The organism is Mesorhizobium sp. WSM4307 (assembly GCF_007003945.1).
GTDB lineage: Bacteria > Pseudomonadota > Alphaproteobacteria > Rhizobiales > Rhizobiaceae > Mesorhizobium.
This window is the reverse complement of record NZ_VFTB01000006.1, coordinates 138,217-155,715: the sequence shown is the minus strand read 5'-3', so window position 1 is coordinate 155,715 and position 17,499 is coordinate 138,217. Positions and strand designations below refer to the sequence as shown.

16 protein-coding genes are annotated in these 17,499 nt (G+C 65.1%); 5 read left to right on the top strand and 11 right to left on the bottom strand.

The window, feature by feature from the left end; genetic code table 11:
* Nucleotides 1–5: 5 nt before the first annotated feature.
* From FJV83_RS16010 to FJV83_RS15985, 6 genes are read right to left on the bottom strand one after another with little or no spacing between them, the layout of a single operon-like run.
* Nucleotides 6–1,028: a phosphotransferase gene (locus tag FJV83_RS16010; protein WP_142885841.1), complete on the bottom strand. Its 1,023-nt coding sequence runs from the start codon at nucleotides 1,026–1,028 to the stop codon at nucleotides 6–8.
* Nucleotides 1,025–2,332 (bottom strand): aminotransferase class III-fold pyridoxal phosphate-dependent enzyme, encoded by a 1,308-nt coding sequence (locus tag FJV83_RS16005; RefSeq protein ID WP_142885917.1) that lies wholly within the window; start codon nucleotides 2,330–2,332, stop codon nucleotides 1,025–1,027. Before FJV83_RS16005 ends, FJV83_RS16010 begins: the two co-directional genes overlap by 4 nt.
* Before the next feature lie 37 nt (nucleotides 2,333–2,369).
* Nucleotides 2,370–3,719 (bottom strand): aminotransferase class III-fold pyridoxal phosphate-dependent enzyme, encoded by a 1,350-nt coding sequence (locus FJV83_RS16000; protein WP_142885842.1) that lies wholly within the window; start codon nucleotides 3,717–3,719, stop codon nucleotides 2,370–2,372.
* Nucleotides 3,720–3,740: 21 nt separating this feature from the next.
* Nucleotides 3,741–4,409, bottom strand: coding sequence for an HAD-IA family hydrolase (locus FJV83_RS15995; protein ID WP_142885843.1), 669 nt, complete (start codon nucleotides 4,407–4,409; stop codon nucleotides 3,741–3,743).
* Complete coding sequence (locus tag FJV83_RS15990) at nucleotides 4,406–5,686, bottom strand: Tm-1-like ATP-binding domain-containing protein (RefSeq protein WP_142885844.1); 1,281 nt, start codon at nucleotides 5,684–5,686, stop codon at nucleotides 4,406–4,408. Before FJV83_RS15990 ends, FJV83_RS15995 begins: the two co-directional genes overlap by 4 nt.
* Complete coding sequence (locus FJV83_RS15985) at nucleotides 5,686–6,456, bottom strand: IclR family transcriptional regulator (protein WP_142885845.1); 771 nt, start codon at nucleotides 6,454–6,456, stop codon at nucleotides 5,686–5,688. The genes FJV83_RS15990 and FJV83_RS15985 overlap by 1 nt, the downstream gene beginning before the upstream one ends.
* A 186-nt stretch (nucleotides 6,457–6,642) precedes the next feature.
* On the opposite strand from FJV83_RS15985, the gene FJV83_RS15980 reads away from it, so the two are divergent.
* The 5 genes from FJV83_RS15980 (at nucleotide 6,643) to FJV83_RS15960 (ending at nucleotide 12,559) form a co-directional block, all read left to right on the top strand.
* Entirely contained in the window at nucleotides 6,643–8,091 is a 1,449-nt protein-coding gene (locus FJV83_RS15980) for an APC family permease (RefSeq protein WP_142885846.1), read from the top strand.
* Nucleotides 8,092–8,146: 55 nt separating this feature from the next.
* Entirely contained in the window at nucleotides 8,147–9,634 is a 1,488-nt protein-coding gene (locus FJV83_RS15975; RefSeq protein ID WP_142885847.1) for an aldehyde dehydrogenase, read from the top strand.
* A gap of 243 nt (nucleotides 9,635–9,877) precedes the next feature.
* On the top strand, nucleotides 9,878–10,732 hold the full coding sequence (locus FJV83_RS15970; RefSeq protein WP_142885848.1) for a MetQ/NlpA family lipoprotein: 855 nt from the start codon (nucleotides 9,878–9,880) through the stop codon (nucleotides 10,730–10,732).
* Nucleotides 10,733–10,824: 92 nt separating this feature from the next.
* Nucleotides 10,825–11,922, top strand: a complete 1,098-nt coding sequence (locus FJV83_RS15965) for a methionine ABC transporter ATP-binding protein (protein WP_142885849.1) — start codon at nucleotides 10,825–10,827, stop codon at nucleotides 11,920–11,922.
* Entirely contained in the window at nucleotides 11,903–12,559 is a 657-nt protein-coding gene (locus FJV83_RS15960) for a methionine ABC transporter permease (protein ID WP_095773447.1), read from the top strand. The genes FJV83_RS15965 and FJV83_RS15960 overlap by 20 nt, the downstream gene beginning before the upstream one ends.
* A gap of 9 nt (nucleotides 12,560–12,568) precedes the next feature.
* On the opposite strand, the gene FJV83_RS37710 is transcribed toward FJV83_RS15960, so the two are convergent.
* The 5 genes from FJV83_RS37710 to FJV83_RS15935 form a co-directional block, all read right to left on the bottom strand.
* Nucleotides 12,569–12,883 carry a Fic family protein gene (locus tag FJV83_RS37710; RefSeq protein ID WP_348645163.1) on the bottom strand — a complete coding sequence of 105 codons (315 nt, stop codon included), beginning with the start codon at nucleotides 12,881–12,883 and terminating at the stop codon, nucleotides 12,569–12,571.
* A 76-nt stretch (nucleotides 12,884–12,959) separates the two neighbouring features.
* Nucleotides 12,960–13,085, bottom strand: a complete 126-nt coding sequence (locus FJV83_RS37705) for a hypothetical protein (RefSeq protein ID WP_348645164.1) — start codon at nucleotides 13,083–13,085, stop codon at nucleotides 12,960–12,962.
* Nucleotides 13,086–13,088: 3 nt separating this feature from the next.
* Entirely contained in the window at nucleotides 13,089–13,295 is a 207-nt protein-coding gene (locus tag FJV83_RS15950) for a hypothetical protein (RefSeq protein ID WP_142885850.1), read from the bottom strand.
* Between the two features lie 271 nt (nucleotides 13,296–13,566).
* Nucleotides 13,567–15,252: a hydantoinase B/oxoprolinase family protein gene (locus FJV83_RS15940; RefSeq protein WP_142885918.1), complete on the bottom strand. Its 1,686-nt coding sequence runs from the start codon at nucleotides 15,250–15,252 to the stop codon at nucleotides 13,567–13,569.
* Between the two features lie 16 nt (nucleotides 15,253–15,268).
* On the bottom strand, nucleotides 15,269–17,353 hold the full coding sequence (locus FJV83_RS15935; protein WP_142885851.1) for a hydantoinase/oxoprolinase family protein: 2,085 nt from the start codon (nucleotides 17,351–17,353) through the stop codon (nucleotides 15,269–15,271).
* Nucleotides 17,354–17,499 lie beyond the last annotated feature (146 nt).

Here is a 17,499-nt window from a genome sequence, read left to right as displayed (position 1 = left end):
GCCGCCTATTCGCCGCGCAGATAGGCGATCACCACATCGGCCGCGATGTTGGACATGCGCAGGCCGACCTCCCTGGTGATGTCGCCTTCGACGCGGCTCTGCACCCAGCCCAGAAAGGCGAATGACCGCAGCGCGGCGAACAGCGGTAGCGCGGCGACATCGTGCGGCGTCAACGTCCGCTCCTGCCGGTAGCCCTCGAGCAGCGATGCCTCGATCAGCGGATAGAGCGGCTCCTGCCGGTTCTGATACAGGGCGACGGCAAGGTCGTACATATGCCAGCCAAAGCCGCAATCGTCGAAGTCGATGATGCGCACCGCGCCGTCATGGATCAGCACGTTCTCGCGCACCAGATCGGCATGGATGATGCCGAAGTTGCGAGGGCTGCGCTCATGCTCCGAAAGCGCCTTCACGGCTTTGTCCCGTGCCTGCAAAACAAGGTCGCGGCGCGGACCATCGAGAAAGGGCGAGGTCTCGAAGCGGCCCCAGGTCGGGCTCGGGCCGAAGAAGCCGTCGAAATCCCAGGCATGGCGGGCAAAACCGGCGGGCGGCGTCCAGCTGGCGCTGATATTGTGCATCTGCGCGATGGTTCGGCCGATCGCGGTGAAGACCTGCCTTGCCTGTTCAGGAGTGTAGGCCAGGGGTACGCCCCGCGCGCCGACGGCGCGGCCTTCGAGCCAGCTCAGGCAATCGGCCTGGCGAGGCGGTCCTGAAGCGGCCTTCCTGACAAACACGAACAGATCGCCGGCCGGTGTCGGCACCGGAGACGGCGTGGCGATACCGGCGGATTGCAGAAACCTCATCCATTGCAGTTCCGAGCGCAGCGCGGCATCCGTGTGGTAGCCAAGCCGATGGATGCGCATGGCGGCCGGCTGGCCGTCCGGCAGAGAGACGCGGAAGACCGCGTTCTCGCGGTATTTCAGCAGCTCCGGTTCGCCGTCGCGGACGCCCCAATAAGCGAGCGCATGCCGGGCAAGTGCGGTAACATCCGCCGCCGTCTCGGGCTCGGCTCGCTCGAAAACCGCGTTCACGCCGTCCCTCCGCCGACTTCACCAAGCACTTCGTCGAGCGTGCCGATCAAAAGCTCGGCATGGGCGCGTGAAAACGGCATGGGCGGGCGGATCTTGAGCACATTGCCGTGGATGCCGGTCTTCCCCATTAGCACGCCGCGGTCGCGCATCGCGTTGATGACGCGCCCGGCGATATCGGGCGCGGGCTCGCGCGTCTCGCGGTCGCGGACCAGTTCGGCGCCGAAGAACAGGCCGGCGCCCCTGACTTCCCCGATGCAGTCATGCCGATCGGCCAGCGGCCGCAGCAGGCCGAGCGCATAGGCGCCGATATCGCGCGCATTAGCAACGAGGTTTTCGTCTTCCAGGACATCGAGGACGGCATTGGCGACCGCACAGGAAACCGGATTGCCGCCGAAGGTGTTGAAATAGCGGAAGGCGTTGCGGAACGTCGCCAGGATCTCTGTGGTGGTGACGACAGCGGCGACCGGGTGGCCATTGCCCATCGGCTTGCCCATGGTGACGATGTCGGGAACGAAGCCGGCGCGCTGATGGCCCCAGAAATGGCTGCCGGTGCGGCCAAAGCCGGGCTGCACCTCGTCGGCGATGACCAGACCGCCGGCCTCGCGCACCGCCGCCACGGTGTCGTCGAAGAATCCGGTGGGCAGCGTCGGGAAACCTTCATTGGCGAGCAGCGGGCAGAGGATCATGCCGGAAAGGCCGATACCGTCCTTTGCCAGCGAGGCGATGGCTTCGCGCACCGCGTCGCCGAACGCCTTGCCGTTGGCCATGGCGTGGGAATGGCGATAACTGTCGGGCGCCAGCACCAGCCTGACATAGGGCGCACGGCCGCCGACCGGAGGCATGCGCGTTGAGACCTGCGAAACGGCGGAAGTGTTGCCGTGATAGGTGGCGTCGGTGGCGATGATACCCATCTGGCCCGACGTCGCCTGCGCCATGCGCAGCGCGATGTCGTTGGCCTCGCTGCCGGTGCAGGTCAGGATGGCGGTGGACAGGCCGGCATCGAATGTCGCGGTCAGCCGCTCGACATAGTCGAGGATGGCGGTGTGGAGATAGCGCGTGTGGGTGTTGAGCAGGCCTGCCTGCCGGCACAGCGCCTCGACCACATGCGGATGGCAGTGGCCGACATGGGCGACATTGTTGTAGGCGTCGAGATATTGGCGGCCGTCGGCGTCGTAGAGCCAGACGCTTTCGCCGCGCACCAGATGGACCGGTTCGTCATAGAACAATTGCGATTTCGCGCCGAGCAGGCGGCCACGCCGGCCAATCAGCGTTTCTCCAGCCGGTTTCTTCTGGGATTGAGCCATCTGCATGTATCAAAACTCCGTTGTGTCAGCCGCTTTGTCAGACCTTCGAGAGGCCGGCGTCCAGCGCTTCGCCAATCTTCGCCACATCGGCGGCGCTGATGATGAGGGGCGGCGACAGGATGATGTTGTTGCCGGAGACACGCAGCATGACGCCGGCCTCGTAGGCCGCCTCCGAAACCACGGCCATGGTCTTCTTGTCGGTCGGCTTCTTGGTCGCGCGGTCGGAGACCAGTTCCAGTGCCGCCATCAGGCCCTTGTACCTGACATCGCCGACGATGGCGTGCCGGGCCTTCAGCCCTTCCAGCACCGCCCCAAGCTCGACGCCGCGCGCGGCCGCGTTCTCGTTCAAACGGAGCCGTTTGGTCTCGGCAAGTGCCGCCAATCCCGCCGCGCAGCCGACCGGGTGGCCGGAATAGGTGTAGCCATGGCCGATCGAGCCAAAACTGGTCTTGTCGGCCTCGAATACATCGGCCACCTTGGCGCCGATCAAGGTCGAGCCGAGCGGGAAATAGCCGGAGGTGATCGCCTTGGCGATGGTCATGAAATCCGGCTTCACACCGGTCAGCCGCGAGCCCGACCAGGCGCCTGTGCGGCCGAAGCCTATCACCACCTCGTCGGCGATCAGCAGGATCTCGTGGCGGTCGCAGATCTCGCGCACCAGCGGCATGAAGCTTTCGTGTGGAACGATGACACCGCCGGCGCCGAGCACCGGCTCCATGATGAAAGCGGCGATGGTGTCGCCGCCCTGGAAGGCGATCTCCTCCTCCAGCGCCCTGGCGCAGAGTTTGGCCAGCCGCGCCGGGTCTGCCTCGTCGAACGGGTTGCGGAAGGTCCAGGGTGCCGGGATATGGAACACGCCGGGCAGCAGCGGCTCGTAGTTGCGGCGGAAATTCGCGTTGCCGTTGACCGAAGCACCGCCGAAATGCGTGCCGTGATAACCCTTCTTCAAGGCGAGGAACTTGGTGCGGTCGGCCTGGCCGCGGATCTTCCAGTATTGCCTCGCCAGCCGCAGTGCTGTCTCGACCGAATCCGAGCCGCCCGAGGTGAAGAAGGTCCGCACCATGCCTTCCGGCGCGAACCATTCGGCGAGTTCGTAGGCGAGCTCGATCGACGGCCCGGTCGAGGTGCCGCGAAAGCCTGAATAGTAAGGCAGCGCGCCGAGCTGGTCGGCGATCGCCTTCTTGATCGGGTCGCAACTGTAGCCGAGATTGACGTTCCACAGGCCTCCGACCGCGTCGAGCACGCTCCTGCCATCGATATCGGTGACGGTGACGCCCTCACCCTTCATGATCACCTTGGGCGGATTGGCCCGCATCTCGGCCGGATGCGCCATCGGATGCCAGATCGGCTTGGCATTGGTCTCGGTGAGGAAATTGATGTCGCGCATCACAAGGCTCCGCAAATGGTCTCAGGCAACTGGGACGAGGTCGAAATGGGCAAGGACTTCGGCGTAGGAAAGCGCTGGCCGGGCAACGTCGAAATGCACCGTGCGCATGCCGGCGGCACGGCCGCCATCGACATTGCGCTGCTGGTCGTCGACGAAGACACAAGCCTCGGCAGGCAGGCCTAACGCCTCGGTGACGAAACCATAGGCGCGCGCGTCGGGCTTGAGGATGCCGGTATAGGTGGCGTCGACGATCACGTCGAACAGGCCGAGCAGCGGCAGCCGCCGGCGAAAATCGGCACCGTAGAACAGGTCGAGTTCGTTGGACAGGATCGCCAGGCGAAAGCCGGCGGCATGAACGGCGCGGATGGCATGTTCGGCTTCGGGCCGCACCACCTTTTCCGGCTCGGCCCCCCGTGCGCGCTGGACGAAGGTTTCCATTGCCTGCCAGTCCTCTCCGACGAGACGCCCGACCTCACTGGTGCGGGTGCGCCAATAGTCACGCTCGCTGATCTCGTCGGCCTGCATCGAGCGCCACAGCGGATCGCTGGCTGGATCGAACGGGCCGCGCCATTGCAGCGTTCCCGGCTTCAAGCCGAGCGCCTGTTCGGTCAGGGCATGGGTCTCGAACAGCGTGCGGGTGACGACGCCGCCGAAATCGAGGACGAGCGCCTGGGCCGGAACAGCGCTCACGCTGCCACCCCCTTGGCCGGCATGCCGCGCGGGATGACGCCTTCCTCGACCCAGCGGTCGAAGATTTCGAGTGCCTTGGCGACAAAATCGTCGCTGTTGATATGGGCGTCGATCTCGTGGAACTCGACTTCGGGGGAAATCGCCTTGCGCATCTCGTCGACGAAGGCTGCGAGGGCTTCCGGCTCATAAAGCGGCTCGCCCTGCATGTCCCATTCCTGGATGCCGCGGGAGGGCAGGATGAGGGCGGAGCGCCCTTTCGAGACGCCGAGCTTGGCGGCGATGGTCCTGGCGACCTCGCGGCGGTCGTCGGCATCGACGGTGATCGAGGCGATCAGCCTGTTATGGGCGTGAAACGGGCGCTCGGAAAATTTAGCCGGCAAATCCTGCCAGGTCGGCAGGTCGACCATGTCGACCGCGCCAGGGGCGGCGATCTGCGGAATGCCGCGGGCGCCGGCATTTTCCAGCCGGTCATTGCCGGAGGAGACGACGGAACCGGCCAGATGGTTGGTGATCTCCTGCAGGCTGAAATCGAAGACGGCGCAGAAATGATCCTGGCCGGCGATCGATTCGAAGGCGCGGCCGCCCATGCCTGTGGTGTGGAAGACGGCGACGTCATAACCCCGGCGTTCCAGCGCCGGCTTCAGCGTCTTCATGTAGCGCAGGCAGGAACTGCCGAGCGAGGTCATGCCGATGGTCGGGCCGATCGCCGGGGCCGAGGCGCGGTTCTCCAGCACGATCCTGGCCGCGCCGACCACCGCGCCGCAGGCCTGCGACAGGACCAGCCTGCAGATCGAGTTGAGGCCATAGAGCCCGCCGGCCCAGAGGATCATCATCAGGTCCGGTGCGACGCGTTCGGGCGGGATCAGGTGCGAATAGGCGATGGTGGAGACGACGAATTTCGGCACGCCGAGCGGCAGGGAAAGCGCGACGTCGAGCGCCAGGTCGGTACCCATCGAACCGCCTATGGCGATGAAGGCGTCGATCTCGCCATTGCGGTGCAGCTGGCGCACCAGTTGCACGGCCCCGCCCGCCATCAGCGTCATGGCAGTGTTCTCGTCACCGCTCGCGACGATCTCCTCGATCGTCACGTCGACGGCGCGGGCCACGCCGTGCTTGTCGTGATCGGGGCTGTAGGGCGGATTGCCCAGTACACTGACATCCATCATCACGGCGCTGCCGCCCGATGCCTCGATGCAGGCTTTCATGAACAGCAATTCGTCGGCCTTGGTGTCGCCGGTGCCGATGACCAGGATGCGGGGCGCGGTCTCTGCGGACATCAGGCCTGCCTCCTCAGACTTTGCAGATTGTCGCCATTGAGGCGCATCGAAATCTCCCGTGCCGTTGCCATGACCGCAAGTCCGCGTTGCGTGATGTCGGCCGTCGTCGTCCTGGCCTTCGGCGCGGCCACGGCGATGGTGCCGAGCGCGAAGCCGTCCGCCGCCAGGATTGCCGCCGCGACGGATATGACGCCTTCTTCCAGGCCCTGATCGCAGATCGAATAGCCGCGCTCGCGCGCCTCGGCCATGGAACGGGAAATGGCCGCGGGTTCGGTCAGCGTGTGCGCCGTGAAGGCCTCGAGAGGACCCGCCAGGCATGCCTTGACGACTTCCTCCCTGGCAAAGGCCAGATAGGCAATGCCCGACGCGGTCGAATGCAGGGGCAGAAGCTGGCCGATATCGATGTTGACGCGATTCGCCCGGGCCGGATGCTCGACATGGACCGTGACCAGCCTGTCGATGCCGATTTCCGACAGATGCACGGTCTCGGCCGTGGCGCTGGCCAGATCCCGCACCAGCGGTACCGCGGTCGGCAGGAAAGGGAAGCGCGCCTCGCGGATGCGTGCCAGCCGCGACAGGCCGGCACCGAGCCTGTAGTGCCGCGTGGCGGCGTCCTGCTCGACGAAGCCATGGCGCGTCAGCGCCACCAGCAGCCGCCGCGTCGTTGCCTTGTCGAAGCCCGAGCGGCGCGCCAGATCGCTCAGCCCGAGTTCGGGTTCGGCCACGGTGAACAGCTCCAGAAGTGAAATCGCCTTGCCGACCGTACCCAATGCATCCTCCCGGCATTTGCTCCCAGCAGGGGCAATCAATTAACGTGTGAATTAACTTGACAGCAAGCCGCTTGGTTTGCAAGTCTATATTCAAAATAACGGTTCAAATAATGAACCAGCATCCAGAGCATATGGGACAGGCCATTCGGCCGGCAAGCCAAACCGGTTTGCAAACAGGAGGGATCAATGACAGCAGTTTCGGAACAGGCGCCGGCCAACAGGCTGCGCAAGAACAGTCTCGGCGTCGGCGCCATCACCTTCATGGTGATCTCGGCGGCCGCGCCCCTTACGGCGGTGGCCGGCGGCACGCCGCTCGGCATGCTGATGGGCAATGGCGCGGGCTTTGCCGGCACCTACCTGATCGTGACGGTGCTGCTGCTGCTGTTCGCGGTCGGCTATGTCGCCATGTCGCGCCATGTCGGCAATGCCGGCGCCTTCTATGCCTATGCCGCGCGCGGCCTGGGCGGTTTCGCCGGCGGCGCCACGGCGCTGATCGCCATCCTGTCCTACAATGCCATGCAGATCGGCGTCATGGGTCTGCTCGGTGCAGCCACCTCCGGCCTGTTCGCCGGCGGGGGCATCAACCTGCCCTGGTGGGTGTGGAGCTTCATCGCCATCGCCATCGTCGCCGTGCTCGGCTACCGCCAGGTCGACCTGTCGGCCAAGATCCTGACGGTTCTGGTGCTGTGCGAATATGCCGTGGTGCTGATCCTCGATCTGACGATCCTCAAGACCGGCGGCGACAGCGGCCTGTCGGCCGCGCCGTTCAGCTGGAGCCAGATCATTTCGGGCGCACCGGCCATCGCCATCCTGTTCTGCTTTGCCGCCTTCATCGGCTTCGAGGCGACGACGATCTATGCCGAAGAAGCCCGCGACCCCAAGGTCACCATTCCGCGCGCCACCTATTTCTCGGTGCTTTTGATCGGCGTCTTCTACATGGTCACCGCCTGGCTGATGGCGGTGGGCGCCGGCGTCGACAAATTGCTGCCGGCGCTGCAAGGCCTGCAGGATCCGACGACCTTCCTGTTCGGCTTGTCCGACCGCTACGCCGGAACGCTGCTGACCCACGCCATGAGCATCCTGTTCGTGTCGAGCCTGTTTGCCGGCGTGCTGGCGTTCCACAATGCGGTCGCCCGTTACATCTATGTCTCTGGCCGCGAGAAGCTGTTGCCGCAGTCGATCGGCGTGACGCATTCGGCGCATCAGAGCCCGCATGTCGCCTCGGTGATCCAGAGCGTGCTTGCTGCCCTCGTCGTCGGCCTATTCGCCGTGCTCGGCCTCGATCCGGTGCTGGCGCTGTTTTCCTGGCTGACCAATGTCGCGACGCTCGGCGTCATCGTCATGATGGCGGTGGCCTCGCTGGCCGTGGTGATGTATTTCCGCGCCAACCCGTCGGCGCAGGAGAACGCGGTGAAGACCACCATCCTGCCCGGGCTGACCTTCATCGCCTTCGTCATCATCATCTATCTGATCGTCATCAATTTCGGCAGCCTGTCGGGAGCCGGCGGCTTCCTCGGCGTGTTCCTGCCGGGGCTGGTGCTGATCGCCGCGGTAGTCGGCCTGCTGCTGGCCGGCGCCCTGCGAGGCCGCGACCCGGTCGCCTTCGAGAGCCTCGGCCTGCCGCTGAGGGATTGAGCGAAATATCTGGGCGGCGTACCAAGCCGCCCAGCCCACCTGAAATGAGAAGATCATGATCAGTCAAAATGCCATCGACACGCTGCGCCACACGGAGATCGGCACGCGCGGCCTGTTCATCGATGGCGCACAATCGCAGGGAATAGCCGGCGCGACGCTGCCGGTGATATCGCCAATCGACGGCCGCGTTTTCGCCAGCATCGCCGACGGCAATGCCGCTGATGTCGACCGCGCGGTGACATCGGCGCGCAAGGCGTTCGAAAAGGGTTCGTGGTCGCGCGCCGCGCCCGCCTTCCGCAAGAAGGTGCTGAGCAGGCTCGCCGAATTGGTCGAAAAGCATGCCGACGAACTGGCGGTGCTCGGCGTGCGCGACAACGGCACCGAGATCGGCATGGCCTACAAGGCAGAGCCGCTGTCCGCGGCCGGCACCATCCGCTACTACGCCGAGGCGATCGACAAGGTCTATGGCGAGATCGCGCCGACGGCAGAGAACGTGCTGGGCCTGATCCACAAGGAGCCGCTCGGCGTCGTCGGCGTCATCGTGCCGTGGAATTTTCCGCTGATGATCGGCGCCTGGAAGGTCGCGCCCGCCCTTGCCGCCGGCAATTGCGTGGTGGTCAAGCCGCCGGAGATCGCCTCGCTGACGCTGTTGCGGCTGGCGGAACTGGCGGCCGAGGCCGGCCTGCCCGCCGGCGTGCTCAACGTCGTCACCGGCCGGGGCGCTGTCACCGGCGAGGCGCTCGGGCTGCATATGGATGTCGACGCCATCGCCTTCACCGGCTCGGGGCCGGTCGGCCGGCGGCTGCTCGACTATTCCGCCCGCTCCAATGTGAAGCGCGTCTTCCTCGAACTCGGCGGCAAGTCGCCCAACATCGTCTTCGCCGACGCCCCGGACCTGAAGCAGGCGGCGGTCGTCTCGGCCAACGGCATTTTTCGCAATTCCGGCCAGGTCTGTGTCGCCGGCTCGCGCCTGCTCGTCCAGGCATCGGTCTATGACCGTTTCATGGACGAGCTTGTGTCGGCGACCACGCGGCTGAAGGTCGGCGATCCGCTCGATCTCACCAGCGACATCGGCGCGGTGTCGAGCGCGGAACAGCTGGACAAGAACCTCGGCTTCGTCGCCCGGGCGCAAATCGAAGGTGCACGCCTGGTCACCGGCGGCGAACGCATCCTGGCCGAGACCGGCGGCAGCTACATGGCGCCGACGATCTTCGAAAACGTCACGCAGAACATGCAGCTTGCCCGCGAGGAGGTGTTCGGACCGCTGCTCGGCGTCATGCGTTTCGATACCGAGGAAGAGGCCGTGCGCCTTGCCAATTCCACAGTCTACGGGCTCGCCTCTGCGGTGTGGACCGCCAACCTGTCCACCGCGCACCGCATGGTGCGCGCCATCAATGCCGGCGTCGTCCACGTCAACACCTATGGCGGCGCCGACATCACCGTGCCGCTCGGCGGCGTCAAGCAGTCCGGTTTCGGCCGCGACAAGTCGCTGCATGCGCTGGAGAAATATCTGGAGCTGAAGACCGCCTGGATCGCGCTATGAGGACCCGCTGGGCCTCCAGAATCTGCTCCCTCCCGATTGCCCATCGGATCGCAGCGCTACATCGCCCCGGTCGATCCAATGGCGTCTTGTGCTCCCGCCCTTCAAATTTTTGAGAGAATATTCCGGGCTTTGCCGAGAACGGCGAAACACGTTCTTTGATAAACTCGATAGAATTTCTGACGATGTGACCAAGCTTGGGCAATCCGCCTTGCTGCCATGACTTCACAACCGCAGAGATCGATCATGTCCGACGTCAACAACACTTTGCCATCTTCCCTTTGGTCAACCATCAACCGCCGCAGCGGCCTGGCTCTGCTGTTCGCATCGGCCGTCGCGGTCGGCAGCCTGATGGCGCCGCATGCGTCTTTCGCCGAGGACAAGAAGGCGATCAAGGTCGGCATCATCAGCGGCGAGGACGAGGATGTCTGGCGCGTCGTGGTCGCCCAGGCCGCCGAAAAAGGCCTGACCATCGAGACCGTAGTGTTCAACGATTACACCCAGCCGAACGAGGCGCTGGAGCGCGGCGAGATCGACGCCAACGCCTTCCAGCACCAGCCCTATCTCGACAACCAGATCAAGACTCAAGGCTATCACATCGTGCGCGTCGGCTACACCGGCGTCTGGCCGATCGGCCTCTACTCCAAGAAGTACAAGGCGGTCGCCGATCTGCCCGAGAGCGCGGTGATCGGCGTGCCGAACGACCCGTCCAATGAAGGCCGGGCGCTGCGCGTGCTGCAGAACGAGGGCGTGATCAAGCTGAAGGACGGCACCGGCATCCTGGCGACCACGGCCGACATCGCGGAGAACCCCAAGAAGGTCGAGATCAAGGAACTCGACGCCGGCATCGTCGGCCGCTCGATCGAGGATCTCGATGCCGCCGTGGTCAACACCGACTGGGCGCTGAAAAGCGGCCTGACGCCGGAAAACCGCATCGCGCAGGAGCCCATCGCTGACAATCCCTACCGCAACTTCATCGCGGTCAAGGTCGGCAATGAGAACGAGGCCTGGGTGAAGACGCTGGTGGCCTCCTACCAGAACGACGCGGTGAAGGCCGAGTTCGACAAGGTCTACAAGGGCACCGGCCTCAGCGCCTATTGATCCGCGACCGGACGCCCGGTTCGAGAGCCAATGCGGTCCGCGCCTGAGCGCGGGCCGCACTTGCGTTTTCGATGGCGAGAACAGGAAACCGTATGAACCAGCATATCACGGCATCCAGGGAGATCGCCGATCCGCCCCACGCCGGACCCGACCTGTCGCAAGACGTTGTGCGCCTTGTCGACCTGAGGCGCCGGTTCGGTGCCACGCCGGCGATCGACAGCATCTCGCTGACGGTGCGCAAGGGCGAGATCCTCGGCATTATCGGCCGCAGCGGCGCCGGCAAGTCGACGCTGATCCGCTGCCTGAACGGGCTGGAGCGGCCCGATTCCGGCAAGGTCTTCATCGAGGGCCGTGAGATCAGCCGGCTCGGCGAGCGCGACCTGCAGCCGTTGCGGCGGCGAATCGGCATGATCTTCCAGCATTTCAACCTGCTGTCGGCCAAGACGGTCGAGGACAATGTGGCGCTGCCGCTCAAGATCGAGGGCCGTCCGAAGGCCGAGCGGCTGGCGCGGGCGGCGGAACTGCTCGAGCTCGTTGGCCTGTCGGAGAAGGCAAAAGCCTATCCGGCATCGCTGTCGGGCGGCCAGAAGCAGCGCGTCGGCATCGCCCGGGCGCTGGCCGCGCGGCCGGCGCTGCTGTTGTCGGACGAAGCGACATCGGCGCTCGACCCGGAGACGACGCGCTCGATCCTCGCGCTGCTGAAAGACATCAACCGGCAGCTTGGGCTGACCATCCTGCTGATCACCCATGAGATGGAAGTGATCCGCTCGATCGCCGACCGCGTGGCAGTGATCGACACCGGGCGCATCGTCGAGCAAGGCCCGGTCTGGTCGGTGTTCGCCGAGCCGCAATCGGACATCACCAAAAGCCTGCTCGGCGCCATCCGGCCGCAACTGCCGGCCGAACTGGCGGCGCGGCTGCTGCCGGCTTCCGGCGCGGAGACGATCCTGCGCGTGGACGTGGCCGGCGAAGCGGCAAGCGGCCCGCTGCTGTCCGACCTTGCCATTGCTGTTCCGGGCGCCTTCCGCCTCGTCCATGGCGGCATCGACCATATCCAGCAGCAGCCGGTCGGGACGCTGTTTCTCTCTGTCGCTGGCAGCGATGCAAGCCACCTCGCTGCCGTCATCACATTCCTGAAGGCCCGCCAGGCGCGGGTGGAGGTGCTTGGCCATGTCGCCAGTCCTGTTTGAGCTTCTGCTGCGGTCGATCTGGGAGACGGTGCTGATGACGGCCGCCTCCGGTCTGATCTCGCTGGTCTTCGGCCTGCCGCTTGGACTTGCCCTGATCGCCACCGAGCGCGGCGGCATCGCCGAGAGCCTGTGGGTCAACCGCGTGCTCGGCGCAATCATCAACGGCTTCCGCTCGGTGCCGTTCATCATCCTTCTGGTGGCGCTGATCCCGCTGACGCGGCTGATCGTCGGCACCTCGATCGGCACATGGGCGGCCATCGTGCCGCTGTCGATCGCCGCCACGCCGTACTATGCGCGCATCGCCGAAGTGTCGCTGCGCGAGGTCGACCACGGCCTGATCGAGGCGGCGCGCGCCATGGGCGGCAACCGCTGGACGATCATCCGCGAGGTGCTGGTGCCGGAGGCGCTCCCCGGCATCGTCGCCGGCTTCACGGTGACGCTGGTGACGCTGATCGGCGCCTCGGCCATGGCCGGCGCCATCGGTGCAGGCGGCCTCGGTGACCTCGCCATCCGCTATGGCTATCAGCGATTCGAGACCTCGGTGATGGTCGCGGTGGTGATCGTGCTGATCATCCTGGTGTGTGGCATCCAGTGGGCGGGGGATCGATTGGTGGCGCGGCTGGATCGGCGGGGATGACCCGGCGAGCTACGCGATGATGTCTTCGATGAGAGCCTGTAGTGGTGCCTCGGACCCACTGAAACTGTCTATCATGGCCTGAATCACCCGGTCACGGTCGAGGATATCGGCGTTGAACGTGAAGCCTGCGTGCTCGGCGAGCATGGCCAGGAATGTAAGCTGGGTACGGCCATTGCCTTCACGAAATGGGTGAACGGCATTGATCTCCGCGATGATGTGCGCCAGATGCTTCGCAAAGCTGACTCTGTCAAGATCAGCCAGGTGGTCGGGGTTGCCGAGTTCGCGGAACACCCGAGCCATCTCACTGGCTATGTGCTCAAGCACGCCATAGACATCCTGGAACAAGTGCCGGTGCAGGCTGAGGTAGTGAACGTAGTCGAGTTCGCCTGCCGGAAGAGGCTCATCGGCGCGAGTCAGGGGCGAGCTCAACCTCATCGAGTTCGGCCTGATCGCGGACGTCCAGCAGATTGATGAGCACCGTCGTGCCGGGATAGCAGAGCGGATCGAACTCGGCAGCGTAGGCCAATGTCTATTTCTTTTTGCGGATTTCTTCCGTGATGAGCGAACGCCGCTCATCACCGGACAGTCCGCGCCGCACGCCCTGGCTAAGTATTTCACCCATGCGAGGGGAGAGCTTCATGCCTTCCACGGCGCTGATTTTCTCGCCGCGCACGCTCGTCAAGACGAACTGGCCTGTCTTGGCCGAACGGATGATTCTTGAATTGGGAGCCTTCATTCGCAAATCATATCATGGACCCGGAGGGGAAACCAAAACGATTCCAGGCAAGCCGGGCTACCCCTCAATCTCATACCCTCGGGATCGAAGAACGGCATCGGCGCCAAGCGCAGATGCGCGGTCGCCAGCGCCTTGCCGTCGTCTTCGTAGCCGAACTCCGCCCCGCAACAGGAGCATATGGCATAGCAGGGTTCTCTGCCGCTCTCGCCCCACGGCATGTCGGGGGACTGATCGAGGCCGCAGACACGGCACTTGAACTTGCCCTGAGGGTTCATGTGGTCCCGAACAAATCCTTGGCTTGCTCGGCTGTATAATAGCCAAGCCGGACGTCGCGCGCGACCAATTCCGGGTCGCGCTGGCGCGGGTCGCCATAGCCGCCGCCGCCGGGCGTGCCAACGCGCACGCGGTCGCCGGCCTTGAGCGGAATGTCCTGCTCCTTGGACAGATGCGGCGGCACGTGTTCCTCGCCACCACGGAAGACGGTCACCGAGTTGGGCTCGCCGTCCTTGCCGCCGAGCGCGCCTTGCGGGCCGAAACGGCCGTGATCCATGACGAAGGAGGCCCGCGCATCGCCGCGCAGGATCTCGACCTCATAGGCGAGGCCGAAACCGCCGCGATGCTTGCCGGCGCCGCCAGAGCCTTCGCGCAAGGCGTAGTGGCGATAGAGCACCGGAAAGGCCTGCTCCATGATCTCGACCGGCGGCGATTTTGAAATGCCGATGGTCGAGCAGCCATTGGTCAGCCCGTCATGGCCCGAATTGCCGCCATAGCCGCCACCGGAGATCTGGTACATGACGTAATCGCGGCCGCGCGCCGGATCGTTGCCGCCGAGCGCGAAATTGCCGCTGGAGCCGGCGGGCGCCGCCGTCACCTTGTCGGGCAATGCCTGCACCATGGCCGCGAACACCGCCTCGGCGATGCGCTGCGAGACTTCCGCCGCGCAGCCCGAAACCGGCCTTGGGTACTTGGCGTCGAGGAAGGTGCCTTCCGGCCGCTTGACGATCAATGGTTCGAAGGCGCCGGCGCTGATCGGCACGTCCGGAAAGATGTGACGCATGGCGAGATAGACCGAGGACAGGGTGGTCGCCAGCACGCTGTTCATCGGCCCGGCGCAAGGCTTGGACGAGCCGGCGAAATCGAAGATCAGCGTGTCGCCTTGGTTTTCCACCGCAAGGGCGATGGTCAGCGGCTCGTTGACCACGCCGTCGGAATCGACAAAGGCCTTCGAGCGATAGGTGCCGTCGGGAATGGCCGCTATGTTGGCGCGCATCTGCTCGGCGGCGCGGCGGCGCAATTCGGCGATCGCCTCGACAACGGTTTCGTCGCCGTAACGATCCAGGATTCCATTGAGCCGATCCTGACCGATCAGCAGCGCGGCGGCCTGGGCCCTAATGTCGCCGATGCGCTGGTCGGCGACGCGGATGTTGGAGCAGATGATGGCGTAGATTTCGGGATCGAGCACGCCCTTCTTGAATAGTTTGACGGGCGGCAGCCGCAGGCCTTCCTGTTCGACCGCCGTCGCCGAGGCCGAGAAGCCGCCGGGCACCGAGCCACCAATGTCGGGCCAGTGGCCGGTGTTGGACAGCCAGCAGAAGATCTTGCCGTCCCGGTAGACCGGCATGGCGAAGCGCACATCCATCAGATGCGTGCCGCCAAGATAGGGATCGTTGACGATGTAGATGTCACCCGGCTCAGGGGCCAGGCAACGGCCATCGGCGATCATCTCGATCACCGTTTTCGTCGAATATTGCATGACGCCGACGAACACCGGCAGGCCCTGGCTTCCCTGTGCGATCAGTGAGCCGTCGACGGCCGAATAGATGCCGTCGGAGCGGTCGTTGGCTTCCGCAATGACCGGAGAGAAGGCAGCGCGGGAGAATGTCAGGTCCATCTCATCGCAGACCTGCTGCAAGGCCGCCTGGAGGACCGAAAGGGTGATGGCGTCGAGCTTTGCCATGTCAATGTCAGGCATCTCAGGCCCCGCCAATGTCGATGATGATGTTGCCGTCGGCGTCCGACCTTGCGCGGTCGCCGGGTTCGAGCACGGTGGTGGCGTCCATCTGTTCGAGGATCGCCGGGCCTTCGATGACGGCATCGAGCGGCAGTTTTTCCCTGATATAGACCGGCGTGTCGTGCCACTGGCCTGCATACCAGACCGGCCGGATCTCGCGCCGCGCCTCGTCCAGCGTCTCGGCGCGCCCGGCCGGGTCGATCAGCCGCGACAGGTCGATCGCCGGGCGCACGCCGGTGACCGAGGTGTTGAGGTTGACGAGGTTGGCGCGGATTTCCGGCAGCTCGACCTTGAAGCGGGCAAAATAGGCCTTTTCGAACAGGGCCTGCAGCTCCTGCCGGGTCACGGACGAGGACGGCAGCGGCACGTTGATGATATGGGTCTGCCCGACGAACTGCATGTCGGCGGAGTGGGTGACGCGGATCGTCTCCGGCTTCACCGCTTCCTTGCCGATCAGCTCCTCGCCTTCGTTCCGGTGCCGTTCCAATACTTGATGAAGCTGACTTTCGTCCAGAACCGCGACCGGCTGGTTGATGGTGTTGACGAAGTCATGGCGCAGATCGGCAACGACGCAGCCGAGCGCGTTGGTGATGCCGGGGCGCGCCGGCACCAGCACACGGGGCAGGCCGAGTTCGCGCGCCAGCGCCGTCGCATGCAGCGGCCCGGCGCCGCCGAAGGCAAACAGCGCGAAATCGCGCGGGTCATGGCCGCGCGACACCGAGACCATGCGGATGGCGCCGGCCATCTTCATGTTGCCGAGCCTGAGCACCGCACCCGCCGCCTCGACACCGGACAGGCCGGTGGCCTTGCCGATCTTGTCCTCGAAGATGCCGGTGACGCGCTCCACGGTGACCGGGTTTTCGACGGCCAGCAGCTTCTTCGGCGCCAGCCGGCCAAGCACGAGATTGGCGTCGGTGATGGTCGGCTCGAGGCCGCCGCGGCCATAGCAGATCGGCCCGGGATTGGCGCCGGCGCTTTCCGGACCGATCTGGATCAGGCCGGCGGCGTCGACGCGGGCGATCGAGCCGCCGCCGGCGCCGACCGTGTGCACCGCCACCATCGGCACGTGGATCGGCATGGCATATTCGATCTCGATCTCGTTGGAGACCGCCGGCTCGGCGTTGCGGATCAGCGCCACGTCGGTCGAGGTGCCGCCCATGTCGTAGGTGACGAGGTTCTCGAAGCCGGCACGCTTGCCCGTATAGGCGGCGGCGATGACGCCCGAGGCCGGGCCGGACATGACCGTCTTGGCCGATTCACGTGTGACGAAGCGGGCCGAGATCATGCCGCCATTGCCGTTCATGATCAGGAAGTCGCGGGCATAGCCTTTGGCGGCCAATTCCTTGCGCAGCCGCTCGACATAGCGCTCGAGGATCGGCTGCACCGAAGCGTTGACGGAAGCCGTCACCCCACGCTCGAATTCGCGCGCTTCCGACAGCAGCGCATGGCCCGTGGTGATGTAGCCGTTCGGCCAGAGCTCGGCGGCGATCTCGGCGGCGCGCCGCTCGTGCGAAGGGTTGGCGTAGGAATGCAGGAAATGGATGACGAGGGATTCGCAGCCGGCCGCGATCAGCGCCTTCACCGCCTCACGCATCCCGGCCTCGTCGAGCGGCGTGCGCACCGCGCCGGAAGCCTCGACGCGTTCCGACACTTCGAGCCTGAGATTGCGCGGGATGACGGGAACGAAAGTGCCGGTCATGCCATAGGGTTGCGGCCGCGTGCGCCGGCCAAGCTCGATCACGTCGCGAAAGCCGCGCGTGGTGATCATGCCGGTCTTGGCCAGCCGGCGCTCCAGCACCGCATTGGTGGTGGTGGTCGTGCCATGCACGATGAGGTCGATGCCGTCGATCGCAAACCCGGTGGCGCCAAGTGCCGAAACCACACCGAAGGCCTGGTTGTCGACCGTCGTCGGGGTCTTGGCGATATGCACCTTGCCGCCGTGCTTGCCGTCGATCAGAAGCAGGTCGGTGAAGGTCCCGCCGACATCGATGCCGGCCACGACGCTGCCCAGGGAATCCGGCGGCTGCACCGAAAAATTCTCTTTCATTGTCGAAACCCGAAATGCTGGGACTACGGATATGGCACAGTTTGGAAAGGTGTTTCGCGACGGTATCTTGACGCAAATATCGTTTGTATACTAATAAATTCCGGACACAAGAGCCTACCGCTTTGGAGTGTGCGAGCAGCACGCCG